This is a genomic window from Kribbella alba, from assembly GCF_039529635.1.
GTDB lineage: Bacteria > Actinomycetota > Actinomycetes > Propionibacteriales > Kribbellaceae > Kribbella > Kribbella alba.
This window is the reverse complement of sequence record NZ_BAAANE010000002.1, coordinates 429,500-455,014: the sequence shown is the minus strand read 5'-3', so window position 1 is coordinate 455,014 and position 25,515 is coordinate 429,500. Positions and strand designations below refer to the sequence as shown.

Genomic DNA, 25,515 nt, shown 5'->3' with positions numbered 1-25,515 from the left:
CTCCGACGCCTCGCTGCTTTCCGGCTGACTACTGATTGTGCCCACGGAAACCGCCCCCAGCACGGACACGGAACTGTGGCAACCCTGCTTGGCCGCTGTGCGCAAGATCGGACCGCGCTGGCCCAAGCATGTTCCTCTGGCGCACGCATGTCTACGCCCAGGAACTGGCTCGCCACTCCCTTCTGACGTGAGGTCAGTTGTCTTTCTTCTGCGGACCGATGCTGTCCGCAGAAGCATCTAGCGTGGCGGTTCGACGTGACTCGACTCCGACGACCCGACCCTGGTGGGAGAGCTTTCTTGTGGCAGCCGTTCTGGTGGAAGACCTGTGCATGACCTACCGAGCTCCGATCCGGGAGTCCGGGTGGAAGGCGACTCTGGGCTCGGTGTTCCACCGACGGTTCCGGGACGTGGCAGCCATCCGGGACGTCTCGTTCGCCCTTCGCCGCGGGGAGGTCGTGGGCTTCATCGGTCCCAACGGGGCCGGCAAGACGACGACGATGAAGATCCTCTCCGGGCTGCTGCATGCCACCTCGGGGCATGTTCAGGTGCTGGACTACTCCCCGTGGCAGCGCCGAGCGGACTTCCTCCGACGGATCGCCTTCATTCGCGGCAGCCAGCCGGTGGGTGGATCGCAGGAGCTGACCGTGCTCGACTCCCTGCAGTACCAGCGGTTGCTGTACGAGGTTCCTGCGGCTGAGTATCGACGGAACCTAGAAGAACTCACGGACCTGCTCGAGCTCGATGACCTGTTGCACCGCCAGCTGAGGGCGCTGAGCCTGGGCGAGAAGATGCGCGCCGGCCTGGCGCTCGCGCTGCTGTACCGGCCGGAGGTGATGTTCCTCGACGAGCCCACTCTCGGTCTGGACGTCAGCGGCGCGACTTCAATTCGCCGTTTCGTTGCCGAGTACGCCGAGCAGACCGGCGCGACCGTGCTCCTGACCAGTCACTACATGGCGGATGTCGCCTCGCTCTGCCCGCGGCTCGTGCTGATCGACAAGGGAAACGTGCAGTATGACGGGAGGCTTGACGAGTTGGCGGCGAGGCTCTCGCCGTACAAGCTCGTCCGTCTGACCGCGCCTCATGCCGACGAGGCACGACTCCGTGCGGCAGGCGAACTCATCGAGGCATCCAACGGAACCTGGGTCCTGCGGGTGCCACGGGAGGACGTTGCCCGAACTACCGCTCAACTGCTCACCGACCTGGACGTCGCGGATCTGGCTGTCGAGGAGCCCCCACTCGAAGTGGTCATCGACAGGGCGTACCGGGAGGGCGTTGGATGACCGCGACATCGCGGGCGTCTGCCGGATACCATCGGCCCGCCCTCCGTCCAGCACGTCTGCTGCGCTTGACCGCGCTGCGGATCCACCTGGAGGTGCTCGAATGGTCCGGCACCTGGTGGTTCCTTCTAACCCTCGTCGTCCAAGCCCTGCTCGGGCCACTCATCGGCCTGTTCGTCTGGTCTGCTGTGTATCCAGCGGACCCGTACGTCGTGACGTACTACGTGGCGCTGCTCCTCGTCACCGTGATGACGGAGTCGTTCGAGCAGTTCACCTTCTCCGAGAAGATCTACGACGGAACGATCAGCCACGACCTGCTGCGGCCGCAGCCCGTTGTGGTCAACACGATCGGCACCAATATCGCCATCCGTCTCTGGCTCACGGTGATGGGAGTGCCGGTCGTCCTGCTGACCGGGTTCACCTTCGGAATATCCCTGCGCTGGGCCGCTGTCCTGGCAGCTCTCCCGATCTTCGTACTGGGCGCCGCACTGACCTTCCTCTGGACCTTCCTCCTGTCCCTCACCGCGTTCTGGACCGAGCGGGTGCATTCGATCGTGGGATTCGGCAGCTCCCTGAACTACTTGCTCGGCGGCACCGTCGCACCCCTGGCGTTCCTCCCGGAGCCCTGGCGAGGAATCGGTCAGGTCCTGCCGTTCTACGGCATGCTGGGCCTGTCGGCCGACGTCGCCGCGGGGCGCGTGCACGGCCTGGCCCCGCTGCTCACCGGACTCGCCTACCAGAGTGCGTGGATCGCGCTGCTCACCACAGCCGCCGTCCTGCTGTGGCGTGCTGGAATCCGCCGCTACACGGTGGTGGGAGCATGAAACTACTCAGACTGTTCGGCGCCGGCTTCACCATGTCCGTCCAACGTACGCTGACGTTCCGGATCAACCTGCTCTTCGACATCGGCCTCTCGATCGTCGGGCTCGGCGCCACACTCACGACCGTGTTGATCGTGTTCAGCCGGACCGACTCGCTGGCCGGCTGGTCCGAAGCGGAGACCTATGCACTGATCGGCACCTTTCAGTTGCTGACCAGCCTGAAGAGCACCTTCATCGATCCCAACCCCTCCTGGTTCCCGGAGAACGGCATCCGCCAAGGGAAGCTCGACACGTACCTGCTCCAGCCGGCGCCGACCCTGTATCTCGCCAGCCTGGCAACGTCGACACCCCTGGCGCTCGTCCAGTTCGTGCTCGGACTTGCCGTCCTGGCACTCGGAATCAGTAGCCACGGGCAACTACCGGGTGCCGGCGCGATCCTGGCCTGGATCGTGACGCTCGCGGCCGGACTGGCAGTCACCTGGTCTATGGGCGTACTGCTCGCATGCCTGGCCTTCTGGGCGCCGCGCCTGCAGCTCGACGTCTTCTACGGTTCCGCCTGGCAGCTCGCCCGCTACCCGACCGACATCTACAGTCGCCCCCTGCGGATGGTGCTGACCTACGGGTTCCCACTGGCGCTGATCGCCACCATCCCGACCACGACACTTCTCAACGGACCGCGCCTACCTGTACTGGCGGCAACTGTCGCCGGGGCCGTGTTCGCCAGTCTGCTCGCCATCGGGTGCTGGCGTCTCGGTCTTCGCCGCTACACCGGAGCAACCTCCTGAACACGATCATGGCAAAGCGGCAGGCACCACCCGCGGTCCTGGCAGCCGAGGGCGAGATCACCGTCTGTAACTGGATCGAGACAGAAGGGCGGCGACCCCCTATAAGTGGGACAGCGGCGTACCAGCCGGGTCCCCGTGGTTCTGGGGGTGGCGTCGCATAGCCTGGGGTATATGAGCACTCCGTCCGAGAAGTATGCCGTTTTCCGCTCGGACCAGGAGCATCCTGCGGTCAAGGAGTTCCGGGCTCTCCACGACTTCGAGCTCGACGAGTTCCAGCTGCGAGCTTGCGCCGCGCTGGAGGACGGTCACCAGGTCCTGGTCGCCGCTCCGACGGGCTCCGGCAAGACGCTCGTCGGGGAGTTCGCGGTGCATCTGGCCCTCCAGCGGGGCCAGAAGTGTTTCTACACGACCCCGATCAAGGCGCTCAGCAACCAGAAGTACAGCGACCTGGTCCACCGCTACGGCAGCGAGAACGTCGGCCTGCTCACCGGGGACAACTCGATCAACTCCGAAGCACCGATCGTGGTGATGACGACCGAGGTACTGCGCAACATGCTGTACGCCGGGTCGCACACGCTGCTCGGGTTGTCGTACGTGGTGATGGACGAGGTGCACTACCTCGCCGACCGGTCCCGGGGCGCGGTGTGGGAAGAGGTGATCATCCACCTGCCGGACTCGGTTGCGGTGGTGTCGCTGTCCGCGACGGTCAGCAACGCCGAGGAGTTCGGCGACTGGCTGGAGACCGTCCGGGGCAACACGGTGGTCGTGCTGGAGGAGAAGCGGCCGGTGCCGCTGTTCCAGCACGTCATGGTCGGGAAGCGACTGCACGATCTGTTCGCGGGCGAGGCCCCGACCGCGCGCGTGGGCGAGCCCTCGCAGTACGGCCCGCAGAACAGGAGCCGGTCCGGCAACCCGGCGAAGGTCGCTGATCCGGCGGCGAAGGGCACGGACATCAAGGACCTGGTGAACCCGCAGCTGGTCCGGATCGCGCGCGACGACAACCGGATGTTCCGGGACGACTCGCGCAAGCCTCGCCGCCGCCGGGACATGCCCAGCGCCCGGACGAGCCGCAACTTCACGCCGTACCGGTCCGATGTGGTGGAGGAGCTGGACGCGGGCGCGCTGCTGCCGGCGATCTACTTCATCTTCTCGCGCAAGGGCTGCGAGGACGCCATGCTGCAGTGCCTGCGGTCCGGCCTGCGGCTGACGAAGCCCAGGGAGCGGGACGAGATCAAGCGGGTGCTCGCCGAGCGGACCGCCGACCTGCCGGACGAGGACCTCGGCGTCCTCGGGTACCACGATTTCGCCGAGGCGCTCAGCCGCGGGATCGCCGCGCACCACGCAGGCATGCTCGCGGCCTTCAAGGAGGTCGTCGAGGAGTTGTTCGCGCGCGGCCTGATCAAGGTCGTGTTCGCCACCGAGACGCTTGCCCTGGGCATCAACATGCCGGCCCGGACCGTGGTGCTGGAGAAGCTCAGCAAGTGGAACGGCGAGGCGCACGTCGACATCACGCCGGGGGAGTACACCCAGCTGACCGGCCGGGCCGGCCGGCGGGGGATCGACGTCGAGGGGCACGCGGTCGTGCTGTGGCAGCCGGGGTTCGACCCGCGCGCGGTGGCCGGTCTCGCCTCGACCCGGACGTATCCGCTGCGCTCGTCGTTCTCCCCGTCGTACAACATGGCCGTGAACCTGGTCCGCCAGGTGGGGCGCAGCAGGGCGCGCGACATGCTGGAGCTGTCGTTCGCGCAGTTCCAGTCCGACCAGGCGGTGGTCGGGCTCGCGCGGCAGGTGCAGCGCAACACGGAGGCACTCGAGGGGTACAAGGAGTCGATCGACTGTCACCTCGGCGACTTCCTCGAGTACGCCGACCTGCGCCGGCGCATCGGTGAACGCGAGTCGTCGGGGTCGAAGCGACGCAAGCTGGATCGGCGGATCGAGGCGCAGGAGTCCCTCGAGAAGCTCCGGATCGGCGACATCATCCGGATCCCCGCGGGTCGCAGCGCGGGTTGGGCGCTGGTGCTGGATCCGGGCGTGCGGTCCGAGCGTGAGGGGCCGCGGCCGACCGTGCTGACCCTGGACCGGCAGGTGCGCAAGCTGTCGATGATCGACTTCCCGACTCCGGTCGAGGCGATCGGCACCCTGCGCGTGCCGAAGAAGTTCAACGCCCGGAACCCGCAGCAGCGGCGAGAGCTGGCCCATGTACTGCGGGGCCGCACCGACATGCTCGGCGAGGACGGCCCGCCTTCGTCGCGCAGCCGGAACGGCGACATCGTGACGCACGCGGACGATCCCGAGCTGCAGGAGCTGCGGGCGCAACTCCGGGCGCATCCGTGTCACGGGTGTTCCGACCGCGAGGACCACGCGCGCTGGGCCGAGCGGTACTTCCGCCTCGAGCGGGAGACGCGCGAGGTGCAGCGCAAGATCGAGCAGCGCACGAACACCATCGCCCGCCAGTTCGACCGGGTCTGCCAGGTGCTGGATGCCCTGCACTACCTCGACGGCGACAAGACCACTGAGGCCGGGGACAGGCTGGCGCGGATCTACACCGAGCTCGACCTGGTGGCCGCGGAGTGCCTGCGCCAGGGCGTCTTCGACGATCTGGACGTGCCGCAGTTGGCGGCCTGCCTCGCGGCGCTGGTGTTCGAGTCACGCTCGAAGGACGAGCCGACGTCGCCGCGGCTGCCTCGTGGCGAGGTGCGGCACGCGCTGGAGCAGATGGGCGGGATCTGGCGGGAACTGTCCGCGCTGGAGCGCGACATGCGGGTCGATTTCCTCCGCCCGATGGATCTCGGGTTCTGCTGGGCGGCGTACCGGTGGTCGTCGGGCGCGTCCCTGGCCGAGGTGCTCTACGAGTCGGACCTGGCCGCGGGCGACTTCGTCCGCTGGGTCAAGCAGCTCATCGACCTGACCGAGCAGGTGGCCGACGCCGCGGGCGCCACCCCGCTGCGCCAGACCGCCCGCCAGGTCACCGACCAGATCCGCCGCGGCGTCATCTCCTACGCCTCCGTCGTCGACGAACCCTAAGCCGTTGCGTCCGAATCACCGAGGGTCCTGCCCCACGGCTGTTCGGACGCAGCGCCTCCGTCGTCGACGAACTCTGAGCCGTTGCGTCCGAATAGCTGGGGGTCCTGCCCCACGGCTGTTCGGACGCAGCGCCTCCGTCGTCGACGAACCCTGAGCCGTTGCGTCCGAATCACCGGGGGTCCTGCCCCACGGCTGTTCGGACGCAAGGGGTGAGAGCGGACGCAAGGGCTCAGAACATCAACGCGCGGAAGTGCGGGTCGGTGGTCTGTCCTTCGCCGGCCATTGCGGTCAGGACAGTCCGTACTGCGTCGATCGCCGCGTCGCCGTGGATCCTGCGGAGCTTGCGCTCGTAGGCCTGGTGGAATTTCCGGGCCGCCGCCAGGGCCGCCTCGCCGCGCGCTGAAAGGTGGAGCAACCGCGCTCGGCCGTCCGTGGGATCGGCCTTGCGCTCGACGTATCCCCGTCGTTCCATGTCGTCGACGATCTGCCCCGCACCCTGTTTGCTGATCTCCAGCCGCTCAGCCAACCCGGTGATCGTGGTCGGCGCCGCGCCCAGCGTCCGCAGTACGAAGCCGTCCGAGCGGCCTTGGTCGTCGAAGCCCTGCTCAGCCATCGCCCTCCGCAGGTCCCGGACGAACTCCTGGTCCGCGAGCAGCAGCACGATCCCGAAATCAGGCTTGCTCTGAGCTTTCACGTGTCCCATGATAGACAAGTCAAGTTGAACAAGTCAGCTTGTCTAAATTCCGAGGGGGACCACATGCGGATCATCCGAGCGGCCGAGGCGCCGCGGTTCCAGTTGCCGGGCGTCGAGTTCACCGGACTCGCCTCGCCGAGCCGGGGCTCCGCCGGCCTCTGCACCTGGCGGTTAGCAGTCGATGCCGGCCTCCGCGGCGACGAGCCGCACACCATTGATCGCGATGAGGTGTTCATGGTGCTGGCGGGCTCGGTGCAGGTGACGCCGGACGGCGACAAGCTCGGCCCGGGCGACGCTGTCGTAGTACTCGCCGGTGAGCCGATCCAGCTCTCCAACCTCGGCGAGACCACGGCCGAACTCTATGTCGCCATCACCGCCGGCTTCACCGGCATCCTTGCTGACGGCACCCACCTCCAGCCGCCTTGGGCTCAGTAACCCCAACTGTTGCGTCCGAAGAACTAGCGGGCAGGCCCTCCAGCTCTTCGGACGCAAGCCCTCGGCGGCGGACGCAAGCCCTCAGCGGGGGGGGGCAAGCCCTCAGCGGGAGCGGCGTCAGCAGCGGCGGAGGGGGGCCGTGTAGGTGGTGTTGCTGGCGGTGGCTACGTAGAAGTCGGTGACGTAGGTGCCGTCGGTGAGCCGGTTCCATACCGAGGTGGTGCCGACCTTGGTGCCGCCGGTCTGACAGGTGATCCACGCCAGCGCGCCGTTCTGCATCGCCCCGAGCACCTTGTACGACGTACCCGGGCCGGCCCGCCTACTCAGACCAGCTGTGGTCGTCTGGAACGGCAGGCTGCAACCAGGGATCGGTGCACTGTAAGTCGTGTTGGACGGCGTGTTGATGTAGTAGTCCGTGACGTACAACCCGTTGATCAGCTTGTTCCAGACCGTGGTGGTCCCGACCTTCGTCCCATAGGTCTGGCAGGACACCTGCAGAGTGGTCCCGGTCGAGTAGGTCGCCACCACCGGGTACGCCGTGGTCGGCCCCGTGCGGGCGCTGGCAGTGGTCGTCACCTGGTACGCGAATCCGACAGCGCCGACAGGTGCGTCGAACCGGTCGTTGTCGATCGCCATGGTGACGCCGCCGTAGGTCTCTGTGTGGTCACCGCGGTACTGCTTCGCCCGTTGCCCTGCTGTCCAGAAGTTGTTGGACACCGTCGGCCAGTTGATCAGCGAGGAGCTCAGATCCCACCGGGCGATCCACAGCGCGTCCGGCCGGGCATAGACAGTGGAGTTGAAGACCGCCGCCAGGTGCTTCGCGCCGGAGTCCTGATGCGCGTACACACCCGACAGGAACCCACGCCGATGCAACTCTTTCGTCCACGCGGACAGATATCTGAGCACGGTGTCGCGGCAGCTCGTGTTGTTCGCGTCGTAGTGCTCCATGTCGCCGTAGATCGCGCTGCCGGCCAGCAGGCCGAGTGCCCTGGCCTTGTTGAAGGCGTCGGTCGCTTGGCTGGTTCCCTGTGTGCCAGGCGCGCTCGGCGAGATCTTCTGCGCGTTCGGCCGGGTCGAGCAGGGTGCTTGCAGGCCCATGTAGATCGGGATCAACCGCCAGCCCATCCGCGTGACGGTGCTGACCCAGCTCGCCGTCAGCTGTGGTTGCGCACAGCCCCGGTTGACGCCGCCGATGTAGGTCCCGATCGCCTTGTACGGCGAGGACTTCCACGCTGTCAGCTGCGCGACGGTCGGCGCAGTACAGGTGTCGAACGCCAGCCCGACATACCGGTTCGCGGTGGACCCGCCCGGATAGTTGATCACCGTCGCAGGTTCGGCCATGGCCGCCGTCCCCGACCCCAAAGCGAGCGCCCCGATCGCCAACAGCGCAACTAGTTTGATGCGAAACATGCTCCTGCCCCCTGGTGCCGATCCCGGTCGGCAGCGGTGACGACCCCGGATCACACCAGCAGTACACGCTTTTTCAGGTCCCTTGCATAGATCAGCGTGCCAGGCCGGCGAAAACGATCCTCAGAGTCCGAAGCCGCAGGTCCGGGGACCACGCGGATTGCTGCGCGCCCTGGGCAGTCGCGGTGAGCAGCGCCATCACCTCGTCGATCCGGACGTCGACGCGAACCGTGCCGTTGTGCTGTGCGCGGTCGAGCAGTACGGCGGTCGCGTTCTGCAGCCCGCGCAATGCGTCGGCGATGTCGATTCCCTGCTGTGAAAGGGCCTCCACCACCATCCGCGTCGACGCGGCCTCGTCCACCACGGCCGTGATGAACTCGAACAGGTCGGCCTCCGCCGCCAGCTCGACGAGCCGCTGCAGTGACTGCTTCATGATCGCGGCCAGCAGATCGTCCTTCGTCGGGAAGTGGCGGAACACCGTCCCGACTGCGACGCCTGCCTTGGCCGCGACCTGTTCGGTGGTCGCCTTCGGACCGTGCGCGGCGAACGCCTCGGTTGCTGCGGCCAGGATCGCCACACGGTTCCGCTGTGCATCTGCCCGCAGTTCGCCTGGCACCCGTTGCTCCTCGTGCGACCAGAAAGCTGAGTCGCCACTCACTATATCGAACCGGGTAACGGGTGATCCGGCGGCGATGGAGGCCGCACCGGTCGACGACGTGCTCAGGAGGAGGCGAGGTCCGGTGCTGCGGCGACTTCCGGCAGGATGAGGTTCACCCGGATGGAGGAGGAACCGATGGCGGAACCGACGATCGTGACGCGCGAGGAGCAGCCGTACGTCGCGCTGCGGAGCAACGTGGCGATGGACGAGATCGGCGCCTTCGCGCACCGGTTGGACGAGGTGGCGAGCTGGATGGCAGCGCGCAACGTGCTGCCTGTCGACGCGCCGTTCTTCAAGTACGACGAGATCGACCTGGAGGCCGGGCTCGTGCTGGAGATCGGCTATCCGACCGACGACAGGCACGCCGGTGAAGATCCGATCGTCTCCGGCGTCCTTCCGGCCGGGAAGTACGTGAGCATGACGCATCGCGGTCATCCCGCCCAGCTCATCGACGCCACCCGGGAACTGCTGGCCTGGGCGAAGCAGCAGGAGTTGGAGTTCGACGTCGACGGCAACAAATGGCGGTGCCGCCTGGAGATCTACAAGTCCGATCCGCACGAGGTGCCGGACATGAACGACTGGGAGACCGAACTACTCATTCGCCTGCGAGACTGACCTGGCTGCAAGGTGTCCTAGGCAGCGACAGGTTGGCTCTTAGGCAGCGACAGGTTGGAGGAGGCTCTTCAGCTCGCGCGCGGCCTGGAAGCCGGCGCGGTTGCCACCGATCGTGCTCGCCGAGGGGCCATAGCCGATCAGGTGAACGCGGGGATCGAGCGCGGTGTGGGTGCCGTCCATGCGGATGCCGCCTGACGGTTCGCGCAGCTGCAGCGGCGCGAGGTGCCCGAGGTCGGCGCGGAAACCGGTGGCCCAGAGGATCGCGTCCACGTGCTCGCTCCGCCCATCAGCCCATTCGACGCCGTCCGCAGTGATGCGCGAGAACATCGGCTGCCGCTGGTAGACACCCTTGCGGAGCGCGGCCTGCTCTTGTTCGCGCAGTTGGAGACCCGTCACGGCGACGACACTCCGAGGCGGCAGGCCGGCGCGCACCCGCTCCTCGACCTTGGCGATGATCTGCCGCCCGATCTCCGGGCCGAACTCCACGTCAGTGTCACGCCACTCTGGCGGCCGCCGCGTCACCCAGGTAGTACCGGCGTACTCCGAGATCTCGGCGAGGAGCTGGACGGCTGATGCGCCGCCACCGACCACGAGCACGCGCTGGCCGGCGAACTCCTCGGCGCCGTTGTAGTCGGCTGTGTGGAGTTGTCTGCCACGGAACGTCTCGATGCCCGGATACCACGGCAGGAACGGGCGGTTCCAGGTGCCGGTGGCATTGACGATCGCCTCGGCGGCATAGGTCTCGTGGTCCGTGACCACCTCGAATCCGCCGTCGGCCGCGCGCACGCTCCGGACGATCACCGGTCTGACGATCGGGAGGTCGAACCGCTTCTCGTAGTCGGCGAAATACCGCGGCACGAAGACATTGGCCCGCTGGTCGTCGGAACTCGGCGGCACCGGAACTCCGGGCAGGTTGGCGATCCCGTGCACGTCGCGCATGGTGAGGGAGTCCCAGCGGTGCTGCCACGCACCGCCCGGAGCGTCGTTGCGATCCAGCACCACGATCCCGTCGTACGGGCTGAACCCCATCCTGACCAGGTGATATGCCGCCGACAGTCCGGCCTGGCCGGCGCCGATCACCACCACCCGAGTCGTCTCCACACTGCGTCCAACACCGGCGGCGGGTCCGGATCTTCCCGGCTTGCCTGAGGCTGTGATGGACCTGACTGCCGCGTACGGCTATCGCCTGGACTGGATCGTCAGCTTCGTCGCCGTCGCACGCCACGGCGGCTTCTCGGCCGCGGCCAAGGCCTCGTTCCGCTCCCCGTCACGGATCAGCGAACACGTCGCCGAGCTCGAGAAAGCCGTCGGCGTCCAACTTTTCGACCGTACTGCGCACCCGGCCGCGCTGACTCCGGAAGGGCGGGCGTTGCTGCCGCACGCCGAGGAGATCCTTCGACGTTCAGCCCTGCCACGGTCACGGCGGCTCCATCGGCTGCCAGCCGGATCGTGGTGGCCGCGCCGATCCCACTCGTCCCCCCCGACGACCAGCGCAGTACGGGCTGCATTCATGGTCGTCAGCGTTGCGGTTGGCAGCCCTGGCGACAACGAACCCCCGGAAGCCGGATCACGTCCATCCGACTTCCGGGTGCTTGTTCGGGGTCAGCTCCAGCTGTTGTCGATCCGGCGGTGGTACCGCTGGCCGGCCTTGCCGCCGATGACCGCCGCGAGCAGCGTCACCACCAGCACTAGGGCGCCCGTGATCATGCTGCCGGTCGTGAGCGTCTCCTGCGCGACCGGAATGCTCGGCAGATCCACCCGGCTGAGTACGTCGTACTGCGAGCCCGCCAGCGCGACGATGCCCGCCACGATGAGCGTGACGACCAGTCCGATCCCCCAGACGCCGAGGCCCTGCCGCGCGCCGTCGAACCGGGCCAGCCGACCGGCGACGTAGCCGCCGCTGTAATAGGCGATCGCCAGCATCACGACCAGCACGCCACCGGACACGGCGCCGATCGTTTCGGCGTTCGCCTCCGCCGCGCTCCGGTCGATCGTGATCGCGTAATCGACGGCTGCCGCGATGGCGCTGACGATCCCGGTCAGCAGCACGGTCAGCCCGACCGCGATCAGCCAGCCGAAGAACGCGGCACCGGACTTGAAGCCGCGGTACGCCGGGTCCACCTCGGTCGCCGCGGACGTCTTGACGTTCGCGCGGTGCAGCGGACGCCGATCGCCTTCCTGCAGTGCGGTCTCGTCCGGCCCGGTCTCCGTGGTCGGTTGGACAGCCGGCCCCTCAGCAGTCCGAGCGGCCGCCTCCTGTTGCGCGGCGACCCGGTCGTCCTGGAACTTCATCGCCGGGCTGTGCTGCGTGTCGTCTCGATAGTGCTGAACCATGGTCACTCTCTCCTCACCTGACAGCCCCGTCTCTACCAATCACGTACCCCGCCCTCACAGCCTTATGCGCAGCCGGTGATCGGCCAAGCGGGAACTGTGCGAACCGGTGTGACTCGTGAGGTGGAAGAGGCCCGTGAGTTCTGCTCAATCGAGCATGCTGTCGATCTTGTCGTGGTAGCGCTGGCCCGTCCTGCCGCCGAGGAGAGCAGCGAGCAGGGGCAGGATCAGGAGGGCTGCCGCGGTGATCATGCCGCCGGTGGTCAACGCGTCGTTGCTCAGCGACACGTTCGGGCGATTCACCCGGCCGACCAGGTCGTACTGCGTGTTCAACGCGGCGCCGGCACCGGCCGCGAGCACGGTGACCAGCAGTGCCATCATCCAGACGCCGAAGCCCTGTCGGAGACCGTCGAACCGGGCGAGGCGACCGGCGACGTAACCGCCGGTGTAGATGGCCAGGCACAACATCAGCACCAGGATCGCGGCGGCCGTGATAGCCGCGGTGCCGGGCCGACGCTCTGCATCAGCTCGGGTGTACTCGAGGATGTAGGCCGCGCCGACTCCGACCCCTGCGATGACAGCCGTGAGCAGCACGGTCATGGAGACCGTGATCAGCCAGCCGAAGAACGCCGCCCCGAACTTGAAGCCGCGGTAGACCGGCAGCTCCGGGTCAGCGGGTGGCTGAACAGGCGGTCGGTCCGGTATGACGGTGACGCTGGTCATGGCCCGATGGGCGGCGGCCCGCGCTGCTTCGTAACGCTGGGTGGCCGAATCCGTCGGAGGCTCGGTCAGGGTATCGGTGTCGCCGTAGTGCTGAACCACGTCTGCTTCTCCTCACAGGTCTGCCCGTGGCGGGGGCCTACCCGTGCAGGCGGCGGCTCATGCGCTCTCTCAGCAGAATTAACGCGTCTTTCAGGCGGACGGATACCGCCGAGGCGTAAAGACCAGTCGGCCGGCCTCGCGGTCGACCACCTGGGTCTGGGACGAACCGATCAGCAGCAGGCAGCGCATGTCTACCTGCTCAGGGTCCAGGTCGGCGAGCGTGGTCACCGTGATCGACTCCGCCGGACCACCCACAGCGCGGCCGATCACCACCGGGGTTGTCGCTGCGCGGTGTTCCAGCAGCAGTTCGCGGGTCGCCCCGACCTGCCAGGTGCGGCTCTTCGAAGCCGGGTTGTAGATCGCGATCGCCAGATCCGCCTGGGCCGCAGCAGTCAGCCGGGCGGCGATCACCTCCCACGGCTTCAGCCGATCAGACAACGAGAGCACGCAGTAGTCGTGCCCCAGCGGCGCACCCACCCTGCTCGCAACCGCCTGTGCCGCGGTCAGCCCGGGCAGCACTGCGACCTCGATATCGGCGTATGCCGGTTCGCTGGCGACCTCGGTGACGGCGCTCGCCATCGCGAACACCCCGGGATCGCCAGACGAGACCACGACGACGCGCGAACCCTTGCGGGCCAGGTCCAGAGCGAAGGCGGCGCGTTCCGACTCGACCCGGTTGTCCGAGCCGTGCTTGCGCTGCCGGGCCCGATCGGGGAGCCGGTCCAGGTACGGGCCGTAGCCGACCAGGTCGTCCGCCGCGGCGATCGCGGCCCGCGCCTGCGGCGTCATCCACTCCGGACCAGCAGGCCCGAGCCCGACAACCGTCACCGAACCTTCGGTAGCAAGCCGGAACTCATCGTCAGCCGCGGTGTTGTTGATGGGGCTGGGCAGCAAGGCGAGCGAGAAGTACGGGACCGAGTCAGGATCCACCTCCGCCAGCGGAGCGGTCCGCTGATCCGAGGTCGTCGCGCGCTCGACGTACCAGGCCTCGTCCAGTCGCCCAGCAAGCTCGAATGCCTCACGGACGTTTGAGAAAGTCCGCCCCAGCTTCATCACTGCCGCCGCGTCCGTGGTCCGCAGCCGCTCAGCCAGCACGTCCGGCGGAAGCGTGCCCGGCAGCACGGTGAGGACCTCGTCTCGCTCACAGAGCGGACGTCCCAGCACGGCAGCCGCGGCGCTCACCGACGTCACACCGGGAACCACCTCGCACGCATACCGATCAGCCAGTCTCTTGTGCATGTGCATGTACGACCCGTAGAACAACGGATCGCCTTCAGCCAGTACGACGACGTCGCGCCCGGCGTCGAGGTGTGTGGCCAGCCGTGCGGCACATTCGGCGTAGAAGTCGTCCATCGCACCCTGGTAACCACCCGGGTGATCCGTGGTCTCGGTGGTCAACGGGTACATCAGGTGTTCCTCGAGCTGACCGGCCCGCAGGTACGGCGCGGCCACCGAGCGCGCGATGCTCTGCCCGTGCCGCGCGCTGTGGAACGCGATCACATCAGCCGAGCCGATCAGCCGGGCGGCCTTCACGGTCATCAGTTCGGGGTCGCCCGGGCCGAGCCCGACGCCCCACAGCCGTCCGGTCATTCGTCCTCGCTCGCGATCGCGTTGAGGGCGGCCGCTGTGATCGCGCTACCGCCGCGCCGGCCGCGGACCACGAGGTACTCCAGGCCGAGATCGTTGGCTGCCAGTGCTTCCTTCGACTCGGCCGCACCGATGAACCCGACCGGAATCCCCAGTACCGCGGCCGGCCGCGGCGCGCCTGCCCCGATCAGCTCGAGCAACCGGAACAACGCCGTCGGCGCGTTGCCGATAGCAACAACCGAGCCCGCGAGGCGATCAGCCCACAGGTCCAGCGCGGCCGCACTCCTGGTTGTGCCGAGCTCTTGCGCCAGACCCGGAACAGAGGGATCGCTCAGCGTGCAGACAACCTCGTTCTCGGCCGGCAGCCTGCGCCGGGTCACCCCAGCAGCGACCATCGCCGCATCGCACAGGATCGGCGCACCATTGCGCAACGCCTCCCGCGCCGACTTCACGACCCCAGGAGACCAGCCGAGATCCGTCACCAGATCGGTCATCCCGCAAGCATGAATCATCCGTACTGCGACCTGTGCCACGTCTGCGGGAAATCTGTCGAGCGCTGCCTCCGCACGAATCGTCGCGAACGACCGCCGGTAGATCTCGGCCCCATCGGTCACGTACTCGAACTTGTTGCTCACTGCACCCTCATCCTTCTCGCAGCCGCCACAGCATCTTCCTGGAAGGCGCCGTCAACCGAGTAGCCATTGCGCACGGCAACAACATCGATGAACTCACCCGCTGGTCGTCCACACCGCCGCTCGCACCCGGACCAGTGCACAGCCCGCCCGGCTGGTAGCCCCGGCGTGACCCGGCGCGCATCCGCCCGCACGTCCGCCAATGCCTTCGCGCACCCGGGCCGCCCGGCGCAAGCCGTCACCCCGTTCCACGGTGAGTCCGGCTCAACCACCAACCCAACGGCTTCCAACCGTTCGACAGCATCGTCGGTGTCAGCCAACCCACCCAGTACTACGGACCGCCACGGCGTCACGCGGAGCTCCCCGAGCCCAGCCCCGGCAACTTCCACCAAGGCAGCCGCCTGCGCTTGCCCCAAACTCCCCAACGGCACCGTCGCCACCAGCGCCATCCGCCCGTCACGCTGCTGGTGGCAACCCGCCACCACCCGCACAGAAGTCCCCGCATCGTCGTCGGCCGCCTCGGACTCCGCAAGGCGGGCGAGGATCCTCGCCGGGCCGTCCTCCAGCTCCGCGATACGCCAAGCCTCCGACCCCTGGGCGGCACGCTCCTCGAGGAACGCCTCCGCAGCAGCCGTCATTACTCCAGCCACGTCGGCCAAGGCGACGCGCACTCCGCTGGAGCCCCCGCCGAGCACAAGCAGCGCCTCGCCCGCGGTGCTCGGTGCGGTCGCCCGGTTCGGTGCCGGCAGCACCCGGATTGCGACGTCTGCTCCGACACCGGCCAAGTCGCCGCGGCCGTCGTCGAGCGCGAACAGGAATCGCCCGGGCAGTTCTGCCAGTTCCTGCCGCGCGCAGAGCAAACGATCCAGCTCAGCCGCGGCGGGCAGTACGTCGTACAGGCTGTGCTTGTCGAGGCCGGACAGTGGCGAGGCGAGGATGTTCCGCACCCGCTCGTGGGTGATCGACGGCAGGAGCCCAGCGTCGTACAGGCGGTCCGACAGTTCCCGCGGCGCCCCGGGGCACAGTGCGCGAATCTGGATGTTCCCCCGCGACGTCAGTTCGAGACTGCCGTCACCCAGCTCGGCGGAAGCTGCCGCGAGGGCCTCTAGCTGTTCAGCGCTGAGCACTCCGCCGGGCAACCGAACGCGCGCCAGCCCGCCGTCAGCCGCCTCATGCACCGCAAGGACGCCCGGACAACGGTCGGGGTGAGTCCTTCCAGCGCTAGGCACAGCCGTGATGCTACGTCCCCCACACCCCGTGTGTTCTGCATCACTGGCCGCGCCAGCTATCCGCCCGGGCAGCAGGCGGTTCAGAGGTGGAGGTGAGGGTGGTCGGGGGAGCGGTGTTGGAAGGACAGGATGCCCGGGTTGCGGATTGTGCCGCCCTCGATCTCGATGGCGCGGCGGATCGTCTCGTCGGCATGCCAGGCCGTAGGCCCGTCGAGCACCGGGCGGAGGTAGGGCATGAGCGCCTCGCTGATCTCCCAGGTCGCCGAGTTCCACAGGTACGACGGGCTGTGGTCGACGCCGTAGTAGGTGACGTTGTCCCCGACGACGAAGGTGGGATCCGCGAAACCCGTCGGCCGGGCCCAGCTGAAGCCCATGCCCAGATCGCAGGAGACGTCGACGACGAGGCTGCCCGGCACGACCAGCGGCAGGTCCTCCTCGATCAGGAACGTGAGCGGCGCGTCCGGATCCTGGAGCACGCAGTTCACAATCACGTCGTGTTCGGCCAGAAACCCGGCGAGCGGAACCCTGCCGTCCTCGGTCAACGCGTGGCTGCGGCGCGGATCGGTGGTGTCGTCCGGGTCCTCGTGGTCGAACTGGATCATCCGGGCCGAGTGGATCGGCGAGCTGACAGCGGTAACGCCCCGAGCCGTGAGTACGTCGACATCGTGGATGCCGTGCGCGTTCAGGGCCGTGACGGCTCCACGAGCCGTGGCGCCGAAGCCGATCACCACGGCCCGCAGCCGTCGGCCGTAATCACCGGTCGAACCGATCAGCTCGAGCGCGTGCAGGACCGAGCAGTAGCCGGCCAGCTCGTTGTTCTTGTGGAACACGTGCAGGTTGAACCGGCCGTCGCTGGTCCAGTGGTTCATCGCCTCGAACGCGATCAGCGTCAGGTCCCGGTCGATCGCCAGTTGGGTGAGCTTCTCGTCCTGGACGCAGTGCGGCCAGCCCCAGAGCACCTGGCCGCGGCGCAACTCTTCGAGATCCTCTATCTGCGGTTTGGGCAGCAGCACGACATCGGTGCCGGCGAGCAGCTGTTCTCGGTCCAGGACACCTCCGACGATCCTGGCCAACTGCTGGTCGGAGACGCCGAACTGGTCGCCGTAGCCGGATTCGAGGAAGATGCGCTGGCGCAGGTCCTCGTCGATCCGGTCGAAGTGGTGCGGATGGATCGGCAGCCGATGCTCGTTCTCTTTGCGGGAACGGCCGATGACGCCGAGGGTGAGCTGGTCCACGAGGGCCCCTTAGGTTGCGTCCTGTCTAACACACAAGCGGTCGGCCCGACCCCCGCGAGCTGATCGACGACACGAACGGGAGGAGGCAACACTCGACGGCAAAGTCCTCACATTCCTGCCGAGCAGACCCTCCCCGCCCCCCTCGCGGTGATCCGTTCATCGACTGTGACCACCGTGTCGCTGGGAAGCGCTTACCGGCAGCATGGTGCCTACAGTCGACGGCAAAGTCCTCACACTCGCAGTGGTGGGTCGCGCCGACGTGGATGGTCGGCCAGGTGCCCTCGTTGCTGATGGCACCGGGCGCTAGCGGCCACAAGGAACTCGAGCGGGACGACAACCCGGTCAGCCCGCGTGAGGTATTCGGATCGGTCGTCTTCAGCGTCCTCGCCCCCTTTTTCGTCAGGATCTGGTCGAGACGCCGGCAGGTTGTTGGCTAGCTCAGTTCGGCCCAGAAGCCGCAGTGATGTTCTGCGGTCAGGTTGACTCGCTTGATGCCGCCCTGGTCGGTGGGAGCGAGTGACAGCCCGCGGGTATCGCCGGTTGATGCCGGTGCCCAGTACGGTCGGCCGGGCCCGTTCGGATTGCCGGTGCGCGCGAAGGCTGTCCAGTAGTCGAGCATCTGCTCCGACAGCCGCTGCTGCGTTGCGCTCATCGGAAAGTCGTAGCCGCCGAGGCTGAAGAGGTACGGCAACTCTGTGGCGTGCGCAGCGCCCTGGCCAGGCTGGGAGAGCGGCGAGTGCTTGTCCGCGAACTCGTACGCATACACCGGCACCTTGCTGACCGCCTGCTGGTCGTTGGTGACCTGCGTACACGACCAGATCCGATCCGTCGTGACCGCTGCCCAGGCCGCCGCAGTAGATCCGTACTGCGCGAGCGGGTACTCGCGCTGCACCTTCGCAGCAGCCGCAGCGCCAACCATGTCCGTCAACAGACGTGGGTAGTCGGCATCAGCAAGCACACCGCCGTTGAACGCAGCCACCCACGGCGTTGCCTCGTCGTGGTTGTTGCCGGACAGCACTGGCACTCGGTGGAACAGGCCGCCCTTCATCGCCTTCGCCGGACTCAGCGGCAACACCGCACTACCGCCGTACGCCGGCTGCGTGAATTGCAGCGTGCTCTCCACCAGTACAGCCGGTTCTGCGTCCTGCAGGCAGTCCCGCATCGACTGGCCGGCCTTGCACTTCAGGTCGGCCTTGTGCTCGGCTGCCCACTCCTTGCCGGTGTTCTGGACCGTGCTCTCCTTTACCCACGGCGAGTCAGCCGCCTGCCCCGGGTACTGGCTGTTGTCGGCCCAGTTGAATGCGCAGGAGCCGCTCTGCATGACGGCCTTGGCGAACAGCCCGGCAGAAGTCGGTGAGGCCAGTTGCGCGCAGACACTCATGCCGCCGGCCGATTCGCCAGCCACCGTGACGTTCCGCGGGTCTCCGCCGAAGGCACGGGCGTTCCGCTGCACCCAGCGCAGCGCCGCCTGCTGATCCTGGATGCCGTACGTGCCAGAGCCGGCCAAGCCCGGGTAGCCGAAGAACCCGAAGATCCCCAGCCGGTAGTTCACCGTGACCACCACAACGTCTCCGCGGGTGGCCATCTTCGACGCTTGGTAGCTGTTGCCCGCACCGGAGAAGAAGCCGCCGCCGGGGATCCACACGACCACCGCACGCGGTCGCTCTGCCTGCTGCGCGGGAGTAGTCACGTTCAGGTAGAGGCAGTCCTCGGCTGTCGAACCACCAGGGATCTCCGGGTTGTCCTGCTGAGCACATGCGTTCGCTAGCTTCAGCGCATCCCGCACGCCATGCCACGGCTTCACAGCCTGCGGAGCCTTCCAGCGCAACGCCCGCACCGGCGGAGCGGCGTACGGGATCCCGTTGAAGACCCGCGCGCCTCCTGCTGCCTCACCCCGCAGCAACCCCACATCAGTCCGTACTACGGTCGGCTCTGCGGGTGGTCTGCTCTGCGGTTGAGCGGCGGTAGCTCTGTTGGCGAACAGTGCGGCTGGCATCAGCGCTAGGGCTAGTGCTAGTGCCAGCCGCACCTTGCTACGGGTGATTCGGAGTGTTGTCATGCACTGCAGCGTCGGCGAAGACCGGGCGGTCACGCTTCGGCCGGACGGCCACTCCACCTACACCTTTGGTCGGTGGTGCATCCTGATCTCTGGCCCGGGGATCAGCAGTAGAGGTTGTTGCCGGGGGAGACCCCGAGCAGCTGGGTGAACCGCTGGTAGGCGTCGACCCGGCTCTGCACCTGGCCCGGGTTGCCGCCGTTGCACTCCAGCGATCCATTGATGCTGCGGATGGTCTCGCCGAAGCCGGCGCCGTTGATCATCGCGTTGTGCGGCGTCATCGTGCCCGGGCCGGTCTGGGTGTTCCAGTACCAGAGCCCGGTTTTCCATGCGACGGCCGCGTTCTGCTCCACCTGCCACGGGTTGTTCAGCAGGTCGATGCCGAGCGCGTCGCCCGCTGCCTTGTAGTTGAAGTTCCAGCTCAGCTGGATCGGGCCGCGGCCGTAGTACGCGGCCTGGCCGGCCGGGCAACCGTAGGGCTGACCCCAGTCGCAGTAGTGCGGGTAGTTCGCCTCGTTGATCTCCTTGATGTAGACCAGCCCGCCGGTCTCGTGGTTCACGTTCGCCAGGAAGGCCGCGGCCTCACGCTTCTTGGTGGTGTCGTCGCCTGTGTTGGCGAAGCCGGGGTAGGCGCTCAATGCGTTGATCAGGCCGGAGTACGAGTAGAAGGAATTCCGGTTCGGGAACATCTGGTTGAACTGGGATTCGCTGACCGGGAATGCGGTCGGTTGCGGGTTGCCGCCGCTGCAGGCGTACGGATCCCAGTACCAGGTGCTGATGGTCGGGTCATAGCCGGGATTGTCGTGCTCGGCGAGGTAGAACAATCCATCGGTGTACTTCACAATGCTGCCGGCGGCATACCAGTTGCCGGACACCCAGCTCGGGTAGTCGCACGCGAGCGTCGAGCTCGGCGCGGACTCCTTGGCGTCGGCCGGCGCCATCAGCATCATCGACATGGCCGCGCCTAGTGCCACCAGGACCGGCAGCGCGCGGATGAGACGGGGCATCTTCATGAGTGACTCCTCTGTCCTGACCGGGTCCGTCGGGGGCGGGGACGCGGTCATGGGGGCGGTGGACAAATGGTTCCGGGCCAGATTAAGGCGACCGGCGGGACCAGGAGAAGAGCACGGCTGAAAATCTTACGTTCGAGTTGTGCCTTTACTTTCTAAAGAACCTTTGGTAACGTCTTGCGCATTCTGGAGAATCGGCTGGATTTAGCGCCTGTGGCCGAATTGCGGGACTTATCGCCGATTGCGGCGCAGCAGATAAGTGTCCATGATCCAACCCTTGCGATTCCTCGCCTCGGCCCGGAGTTCGGTGATCTCGGCGGCGACGTCCGACAACTTCCCGGCGACCAGCAGTTCGTCGGGAGTGCCCAGATAGGCGCCCCAGTAGATCTCTGCGTCCTGGTCCGTGTGCGCGGTGAACGCGGTCTGCGCGTCCAGCATCACCACCACGTCGTCGACGTCGTCGGGCCACTTCTCCGCGAGTCGTCGCCCGGTGGTGATCTGGATCGGCCGGCCGACCTGGTTCAGTCCGACCCGGTGCCGCGCCGCCAACGCGGACACGCTGCTGATCCCGGGAATCACCTCGATCTCGAACGCCAGCTCACCGCGGTCCAGGATGTCGTCGAGGATTGCCAGAGTGCTGTCGTACAAGGACGGGTCACCCCAGACCAGGAAGGCGCCGACCTGGTCCTCGCCGAGCTCGGCGGCGATCAGGTCCGCACACACGTCCGCCCGGCGCCGCCGCCAGTCGTCCACCGACTCGACGTACGCGGCACTGGCCCGATCGCGCTCCGGATCCTGCCCGACCACCACGCGGTACTCGAGATTCGGTGCGAACCGCTGCAGGATCTCCCCGCGCAGGTCGACCAGTTCCTGCTTGACCTCACCCTTGTCGAGCACGAAGAACACGTCGACCTGGTTGAGCGCCTTCACGGCCTGGATCGTCACATGATCGGGATCCCCGGCTCCGACCCCGATCACCTTGAGCTGCATCATCCCCCGACCCTAGTACGACAGCCGTAGTTCATGATGATGTCTTTCGGCAGGGGGCCGCGGAGGGCTGGGTGGGGTGTGGCCCTGACCAGGAGTGGGGACCTGGGACAGGTAGACGGGGCCTTGAACACGTTATTTCGTGTCCGCGGTCCCCGTTTGGTGTTCAAGGTCACCACTTCGTGACCGCCACGCCACCAGATCACGGACTACGGCTGTCGTACTAGGCGCAGCGGTCGCCGGCACGACTATCAGGTGCCGCCCGCGACTGGACCCGCGACCGGACCCGCGACTGGACCCGCGACTGGGCCCGGCGGGACCACTGCGGCGCCGGGTTCGCAGTACGGGGCGTGCGTAGGCTTATGCAGACCCTCTCCTGGAAGGCGCCCGATGACCATCCCCACCCCACCCGACCCGAACGTCGCCGAAACCGTGAAGCACCTGCCGCACGCGATCACCACGTACCTTCGCGAGGCCGAACCCGGTCGCAAGCCCAACCACGCCGACCTGCTCTCCGCCTTCGCCGACGACGCCACGGTCCTCGACGACGGAAACACCTACACCGGCCATGACGAGATCCGCCACTGGCGCGACACCGCCGCCAGCGAATACACCTACACCGCCGAACTGACCCACGCCGAGAAGCTCGACGACACCCACTACGTCCTCACTCACCACCTGTCGGGCAACTTCCCTGGCGGCGAGGTAGATCTGATCTACCGCTTCACCCTCGACGACACCGCCCGGATCACCACCCTGGAAATCGCCCCCTGAGCTGGAGCAGGATGTTTCAGGTGCGCTCCCGAAGTGGTGTTCGGACCCGCGAACTCTGACCCGGTTCCGCGGTTCGCCGCGGCCCACGTCACCGAGTGCTGTGGATAAGTTCCGCGGAGATCTACTGCTCGCCGATACGCTCAGTTAGGAAGGACAGGAGGGCGGCGGTCGTGGCGGCGGGGGCTTCTTCGGGGAGGTAGTGGTCGGAGGGGATGGCGGCGCCGCGGAGGTTGGTGGCGTAGGGGCGCCAGGCGGCCAGTACGTCGTACGTGCGACCCACGAAGCTCGACTCGCCCCACAGCGCGAGTGTGGGGCACTCCAGCGGGTGCCCGGCTGACTCTTCGTCGTGGACCAGATCGATGGTTGCGGCGGCGCGGTAGTCCTCGCAGGAGGCGCTGATCGCCGCCGGATCGGAGAAGCAACGGACGTACTCGTCCATCGCGGCCGGGTCGAAGGTGGTGCCACCCTGGTGCCGGGACGACATCCGTGCGCGGATCCAGAACTCGGGATCACCATCGATCAGCCGCTCCGGGATTCCGTTGCCAGCAGCAAGGAAGAACCAGTGGAAGTAGCCCTGGGCGAAGTTCGCGTCGACGTGTTCGTAGGTGTAGCGGGTCGGGACGATGTCCAGCACGGCGAGGCGTTCGACCGCGTCCGGGTGATCGAGCGCCATTCGATGCCCGACCCGCGCGCCGCGATCGTGCCCGACCACGGCGAAGCGATCGAATCCAAGGGCGCGCATGACCAGCACCTGGTCCCGAGCCATGGCGCGCTTTGAGTATCCCGCGTGGTCCGGGCCGGCGGGTGGTTTGTCGCTGTCGCCATACCCGCGCAGATCCGCGGCGACAACCGTGTGGTTCGCCGCCAGTGCCGGAGCGACGTGATGCCAGATCAAATGGGTTTGCGGATACCCGTGGAGGAGCAGGACTGGTGGACCCTCACCGCCCACAGCGCAGTTGATGTTGATGCCGTCGGCATCGATCTTCTGGTACTCGAACGGCAGCCTCACAAGAACTCCAGCAAGGTCTTCGTGAAGTCAGTGGTGCTGGCGGTGCCGCCGAGATCCGACGTCCGGACCGAGGTCCGGGCGAGCACGCCGGCGATGGCGGACTCGACCTCGAGAGCAGCCTCCCGATGACCCAGGTGGTCGAGCATCATCGCGGCGGTCCAGATCGCGCCGATCGGGTTGGCGATGCCGCGGCCCGCGATGTCCGGCGCCGAACCGTGCACGGGCTCGAACATCGAGGGGAAGTCTCGTTCCGGGTTGAGGTTCGCGGCCGGGGCGATACCGATGCCCCCGGCAACGGCCGCGGCCAGGTCGCTGAGGATGTCGCCGAACAGGTTCGATCCGACGATCACGTCGAACCGCCCAGGATCGAGCACGAGCTTGGCGCACAGAGCGTCGATGTGTTCCTGGTCCCAGCGAACCTCCGGATGCTCCGCCGCCCGCTCCGCGACCAGTTCGTCCCAGAACGGCAGCGTGTGCACGATCCCGTTCGACTTCGTTGCCGAGGTCAAGTACCCCCGGCGCCGCGCCGCCAACGAGAACCCGTAGTCGACCAGCCGGGTCACGCCGGCCCGGGTGAAGACGGCTTCCTGCACGGCAAGCTCCTCGGGGAACCCCCGGTTCATCCGCCCGCCGATCTCGCTGTACTCGCCCTCGACGTTCTCCCGCACCACGACCAGATCAACCTCGCCCGCCACAGCGCGCCGTACCGGGCTTTCCAGGCCGTCGAACACGCGGATCGGACGCAGGTTCACGTACTGGCGGAACTGCCGGCGGATCGGGATCAGCAGACCCCACAGCGACACGTGATCCGGTACGCCGGGAGCGCCGACCGCGCCGAGGAAGATCGCGTCGTGGCCGCGGATCTGGTCCAGACCGTCGGCCGGCATCATCGCGCCCTCGTCCAGATACCGGCGGCACGACCAGTCGAACTCGTCGTACGTGAAGCTGACGCCATGGCGATTGCCGACGGCCTCGAGCACGGTGAGCGCGGCGGGCACGACCTCCTGGCCGATCCCGTCGCCGGGAATGAGAGCGATCCGGTGACTGGTCATGCCACCATCCTCACAGCCGCCGGCAGGCGCCGATCGACCCCGCCCGCGCGGTGACACCGTGACGCGTGCCTGCCGACCCGGCGGTCGGAGTGGTTTGGGCCCGGGTGTTATCTGGAAGGTGACGATCCTGGTGGATTCACCGGAAGGACTTGCTCGATGGACATCGGTCTCCAGATCCCGAACTACACCTGGCCCAACGGTGCCCCGGCGCTGGGGGTGGAGCTTTTCGAGGTGGCCAGTACGGCCGACAGACTGGGGTTCAGCTCGATCGCGGTGATGGACCACTTCTTCCAGATCCCCGGCGTCGGCCCGACCGAGAACGACATGCTCGAGGCGTACACCACGCTGGGCTTCCTGGCCGCTCACACCCATCGCGCCACGTTGTTCACCCTCGTCACCGGTGTGCACTACCGCCATCCCGGCCTGCTCGCCAAGGCGATGACCACGCTGGACGTGCTGTCCGAGGGACGCTCGATGCTCGGCATCGGCGCGGGCTGGAACGAGGAGGAGTCCCGTGGGCTCGGCTTCCCGTTCCCGCCGGTCGCCGAGCGGTTCGAGCGACTCGAGGAGACACTGCGGTACTGCCTGCAGATGTGGTCCGACGATGACGGCCCGTTCAACGGCAAGTATTACCAGGCCGAGCGACTGCTGAACGTTCCCCAGGCGCTCAGCAGGCCGCATCCGCCGATCATGATCGGCGGCGGTGGCGAGAAGAAGACGCTGCGACTGGTCGCGAAGTACGCCCAGGCCTGCAACCTGTTCAACACGCCCGACCTGGAACACAAGCTCGACGTGCTGAAGCAGCACTGCGAGGCCGAGGGGCGCGACTACGACGAGATCACCAAGACCGTCTACATCACCCTCGACATCGGCGACAAGGGCGAGAAGCAGAGTCAGCTGATCGACGAGCTCGGCCGGCTGAACGGCCTCGGGTTCGAGATGGCCATCGGCGCCGTGCCCCAGGCCCCCCGGATCGAACCGCTGGAACGCGTCGGCCTCGAGGTCCTGCCCGTCGCGGCCCTGTTCTGATCAGCACCCGGACACCGGACGGCCCGAACTCGGCGGACCACGACCT

Annotated in this window: 23 protein-coding genes and 1 pseudogene; 9 read left to right on the top strand and 15 right to left on the bottom strand. The window is 67.3% G+C overall.

The genetic code is table 11. The features are described 5' to 3' along the window. Positions 1-329 precede the first annotated feature (329 nt). The 4 genes from ABD210_RS04060 to ABD210_RS04045 all read left to right on the top strand — a co-directional run bounded on the left by ABD210_RS04060 (position 330) and on the right by ABD210_RS04045 (position 5,907). Positions 330-1,280 carry an ABC transporter ATP-binding protein gene (locus tag ABD210_RS04060; protein WP_344108842.1) on the top strand — a complete coding sequence of 317 codons (951 nt, stop codon included), beginning with the start codon at positions 330-332 and terminating at the stop codon, positions 1,278-1,280. Beyond that, positions 1,277-2,101: an ABC transporter permease gene (locus tag ABD210_RS04055; protein WP_344108840.1), complete on the top strand. Its 825-nt coding sequence runs from the start codon at positions 1,277-1,279 to the stop codon at positions 2,099-2,101. Before ABD210_RS04060 ends, ABD210_RS04055 begins: the two co-directional genes overlap by 4 nt. Then, positions 2,098-2,883 carry an ABC transporter permease gene (locus tag ABD210_RS04050; protein WP_344108838.1) on the top strand — a complete coding sequence of 262 codons (786 nt, stop codon included), beginning with the start codon at positions 2,098-2,100 and terminating at the stop codon, positions 2,881-2,883. The genes ABD210_RS04055 and ABD210_RS04050 overlap by 4 nt, the downstream gene beginning before the upstream one ends. Positions 2,884-3,054: 171 nt before the next feature. After that, positions 3,055-5,907 carry a DEAD/DEAH box helicase gene (locus ABD210_RS04045; protein ID WP_344108836.1) on the top strand — a complete coding sequence of 951 codons (2,853 nt, stop codon included), beginning with the start codon at positions 3,055-3,057 and terminating at the stop codon, positions 5,905-5,907. A 229-nt stretch (positions 5,908-6,136) separates the two neighbouring features. Here the strand turns inward: ABD210_RS04045 and ABD210_RS04040 are convergent, their stop codons facing one another. Continuing rightward, positions 6,137-6,601: a MarR family winged helix-turn-helix transcriptional regulator gene (locus tag ABD210_RS04040; protein WP_344108835.1), complete on the bottom strand. Its 465-nt coding sequence runs from the start codon at positions 6,599-6,601 to the stop codon at positions 6,137-6,139. A 63-nt stretch (positions 6,602-6,664) separates the two neighbouring features. Here ABD210_RS04040 and ABD210_RS04035 point away from each other — a divergent pair, with 63 nt between their 5' ends. After that, the gene (locus ABD210_RS04035; RefSeq protein ID WP_344108833.1) at positions 6,665-7,036 is read left to right on the top strand and encodes a cupin domain-containing protein; all 372 of its coding nucleotides are present in this window, start codon (positions 6,665-6,667) and stop codon (positions 7,034-7,036) included. 117 nt (positions 7,037-7,153) lie between these two features. Here ABD210_RS04035 and ABD210_RS04030 read toward each other — a convergent pair whose 3' ends face one another. Both ABD210_RS04030 and ABD210_RS04025 read right to left on the bottom strand, forming a co-directional pair. After that, entirely contained in the window at positions 7,154-8,377 is a 1,224-nt protein-coding gene (locus tag ABD210_RS04030) for a glycoside hydrolase domain-containing protein (protein WP_344108830.1), read from the bottom strand. A 160-nt stretch (positions 8,378-8,537) separates the two neighbouring features. Next, positions 8,538-9,059 (bottom strand): TetR/AcrR family transcriptional regulator, encoded by a 522-nt coding sequence (locus ABD210_RS04025; RefSeq protein ID WP_344108828.1) that lies wholly within the window; start codon positions 9,057-9,059, stop codon positions 8,538-8,540. A 177-nt stretch (positions 9,060-9,236) separates the two neighbouring features. Between ABD210_RS04025 and ABD210_RS04020 the strand changes: the two genes are divergently transcribed. Further along, on the top strand, positions 9,237-9,716 hold the full coding sequence (locus ABD210_RS04020; RefSeq protein WP_344108826.1) for a GyrI-like domain-containing protein: 480 nt from the start codon (positions 9,237-9,239) through the stop codon (positions 9,714-9,716). Positions 9,717-9,755: 39 nt separating this feature from the next. Here the strand turns inward: ABD210_RS04020 and ABD210_RS04015 are convergent, their stop codons facing one another. Further along, positions 9,756-10,817 (bottom strand): FAD-dependent oxidoreductase, encoded by a 1,062-nt coding sequence (locus ABD210_RS04015; protein WP_344108824.1) that lies wholly within the window; start codon positions 10,815-10,817, stop codon positions 9,756-9,758. 55 nt (positions 10,818-10,872) lie between these two features. Here ABD210_RS04015 and ABD210_RS32385 point away from each other — a divergent pair. After that, positions 10,873-11,022: pseudogene (locus ABD210_RS32385) on the top strand (helix-turn-helix domain-containing protein); the annotation flags it as partial. A 296-nt stretch (positions 11,023-11,318) separates the two neighbouring features. Here ABD210_RS32385 and ABD210_RS04010 read toward each other — a convergent pair. From ABD210_RS04010 to cobF, 9 genes are all read right to left on the bottom strand, one after another. Further along, positions 11,319-12,050, bottom strand: a complete 732-nt coding sequence (locus ABD210_RS04010; RefSeq protein WP_344108821.1) for a hypothetical protein — start codon at positions 12,048-12,050, stop codon at positions 11,319-11,321. A 144-nt stretch (positions 12,051-12,194) separates the two neighbouring features. Continuing rightward, positions 12,195-12,869, bottom strand: a complete 675-nt coding sequence (locus tag ABD210_RS04005) for a hypothetical protein (RefSeq protein WP_344108819.1) — start codon at positions 12,867-12,869, stop codon at positions 12,195-12,197. A 90-nt stretch (positions 12,870-12,959) separates the two neighbouring features. Continuing rightward, a complete protein-coding gene (locus tag ABD210_RS04000; protein ID WP_344108817.1) occupies positions 12,960-14,459 on the bottom strand; it encodes a precorrin-2 C(20)-methyltransferase in 1,500 nt (499 codons plus the stop codon). Then, positions 14,456-15,091 carry a precorrin-8X methylmutase gene (locus ABD210_RS03995; protein WP_344108815.1) on the bottom strand — a complete coding sequence of 212 codons (636 nt, stop codon included), beginning with the start codon at positions 15,089-15,091 and terminating at the stop codon, positions 14,456-14,458. The genes ABD210_RS04000 and ABD210_RS03995 overlap by 4 nt, the downstream gene beginning before the upstream one ends. Beyond that, on the bottom strand, positions 15,088-16,317 hold the full coding sequence (gene cobG, locus ABD210_RS03990) for a precorrin-3B synthase (protein ID WP_344108813.1): 1,230 nt from the start codon (positions 16,315-16,317) through the stop codon (positions 15,088-15,090). Before cobG ends, ABD210_RS03995 begins: the two co-directional genes overlap by 4 nt. An 80-nt stretch (positions 16,318-16,397) precedes the next feature. Next, entirely contained in the window at positions 16,398-17,552 is a 1,155-nt protein-coding gene (locus ABD210_RS03985; protein WP_344108811.1) for a N(5)-(carboxyethyl)ornithine synthase, read from the bottom strand. Between the two features lie 433 nt (positions 17,553-17,985). Continuing rightward, positions 17,986-19,611 carry a carboxylesterase/lipase family protein gene (locus tag ABD210_RS03980; RefSeq protein ID WP_344108808.1) on the bottom strand — a complete coding sequence of 542 codons (1,626 nt, stop codon included), beginning with the start codon at positions 19,609-19,611 and terminating at the stop codon, positions 17,986-17,988. A 101-nt stretch (positions 19,612-19,712) separates the two neighbouring features. Beyond that, positions 19,713-20,621 carry a chitinase gene (locus ABD210_RS03975; protein ID WP_344108805.1) on the bottom strand — a complete coding sequence of 303 codons (909 nt, stop codon included), beginning with the start codon at positions 20,619-20,621 and terminating at the stop codon, positions 19,713-19,715. 228 nt (positions 20,622-20,849) lie between these two features. Further along, positions 20,850-21,611 carry a precorrin-6A synthase (deacetylating) gene (gene cobF / locus ABD210_RS03970; RefSeq protein WP_344108803.1) on the bottom strand — a complete coding sequence of 254 codons (762 nt, stop codon included), beginning with the start codon at positions 21,609-21,611 and terminating at the stop codon, positions 20,850-20,852. A 384-nt stretch (positions 21,612-21,995) separates the two neighbouring features. Here cobF and ABD210_RS03965 point away from each other — a divergent pair, with 384 nt between their 5' ends. After that, positions 21,996-22,379, top strand: a complete 384-nt coding sequence (locus tag ABD210_RS03965) for a Cif family virulence factor (RefSeq protein WP_344108801.1) — start codon at positions 21,996-21,998, stop codon at positions 22,377-22,379. 121 nt (positions 22,380-22,500) lie between these two features. On the opposite strand, the gene ABD210_RS03960 is transcribed toward ABD210_RS03965, so the two are convergent. Both ABD210_RS03960 and ABD210_RS03955 read right to left on the bottom strand, forming a co-directional pair. Beyond that, positions 22,501-23,388: an alpha/beta fold hydrolase gene (locus ABD210_RS03960; protein WP_344108798.1), complete on the bottom strand. Its 888-nt coding sequence runs from the start codon at positions 23,386-23,388 to the stop codon at positions 22,501-22,503. Continuing rightward, entirely contained in the window at positions 23,385-24,440 is a 1,056-nt protein-coding gene (locus ABD210_RS03955) for a tartrate dehydrogenase (RefSeq protein WP_344108796.1), read from the bottom strand. Before ABD210_RS03955 ends, ABD210_RS03960 begins: the two co-directional genes overlap by 4 nt. 156 nt (positions 24,441-24,596) lie before the next feature. Here ABD210_RS03955 and ABD210_RS03950 point away from each other — a divergent pair, with 156 nt between their 5' ends. Further along, the gene (locus ABD210_RS03950; RefSeq protein ID WP_344108793.1) at positions 24,597-25,469 is read left to right on the top strand and encodes an LLM class F420-dependent oxidoreductase; all 873 of its coding nucleotides are present in this window, start codon (positions 24,597-24,599) and stop codon (positions 25,467-25,469) included. Positions 25,470-25,515 lie beyond the last annotated feature (46 nt).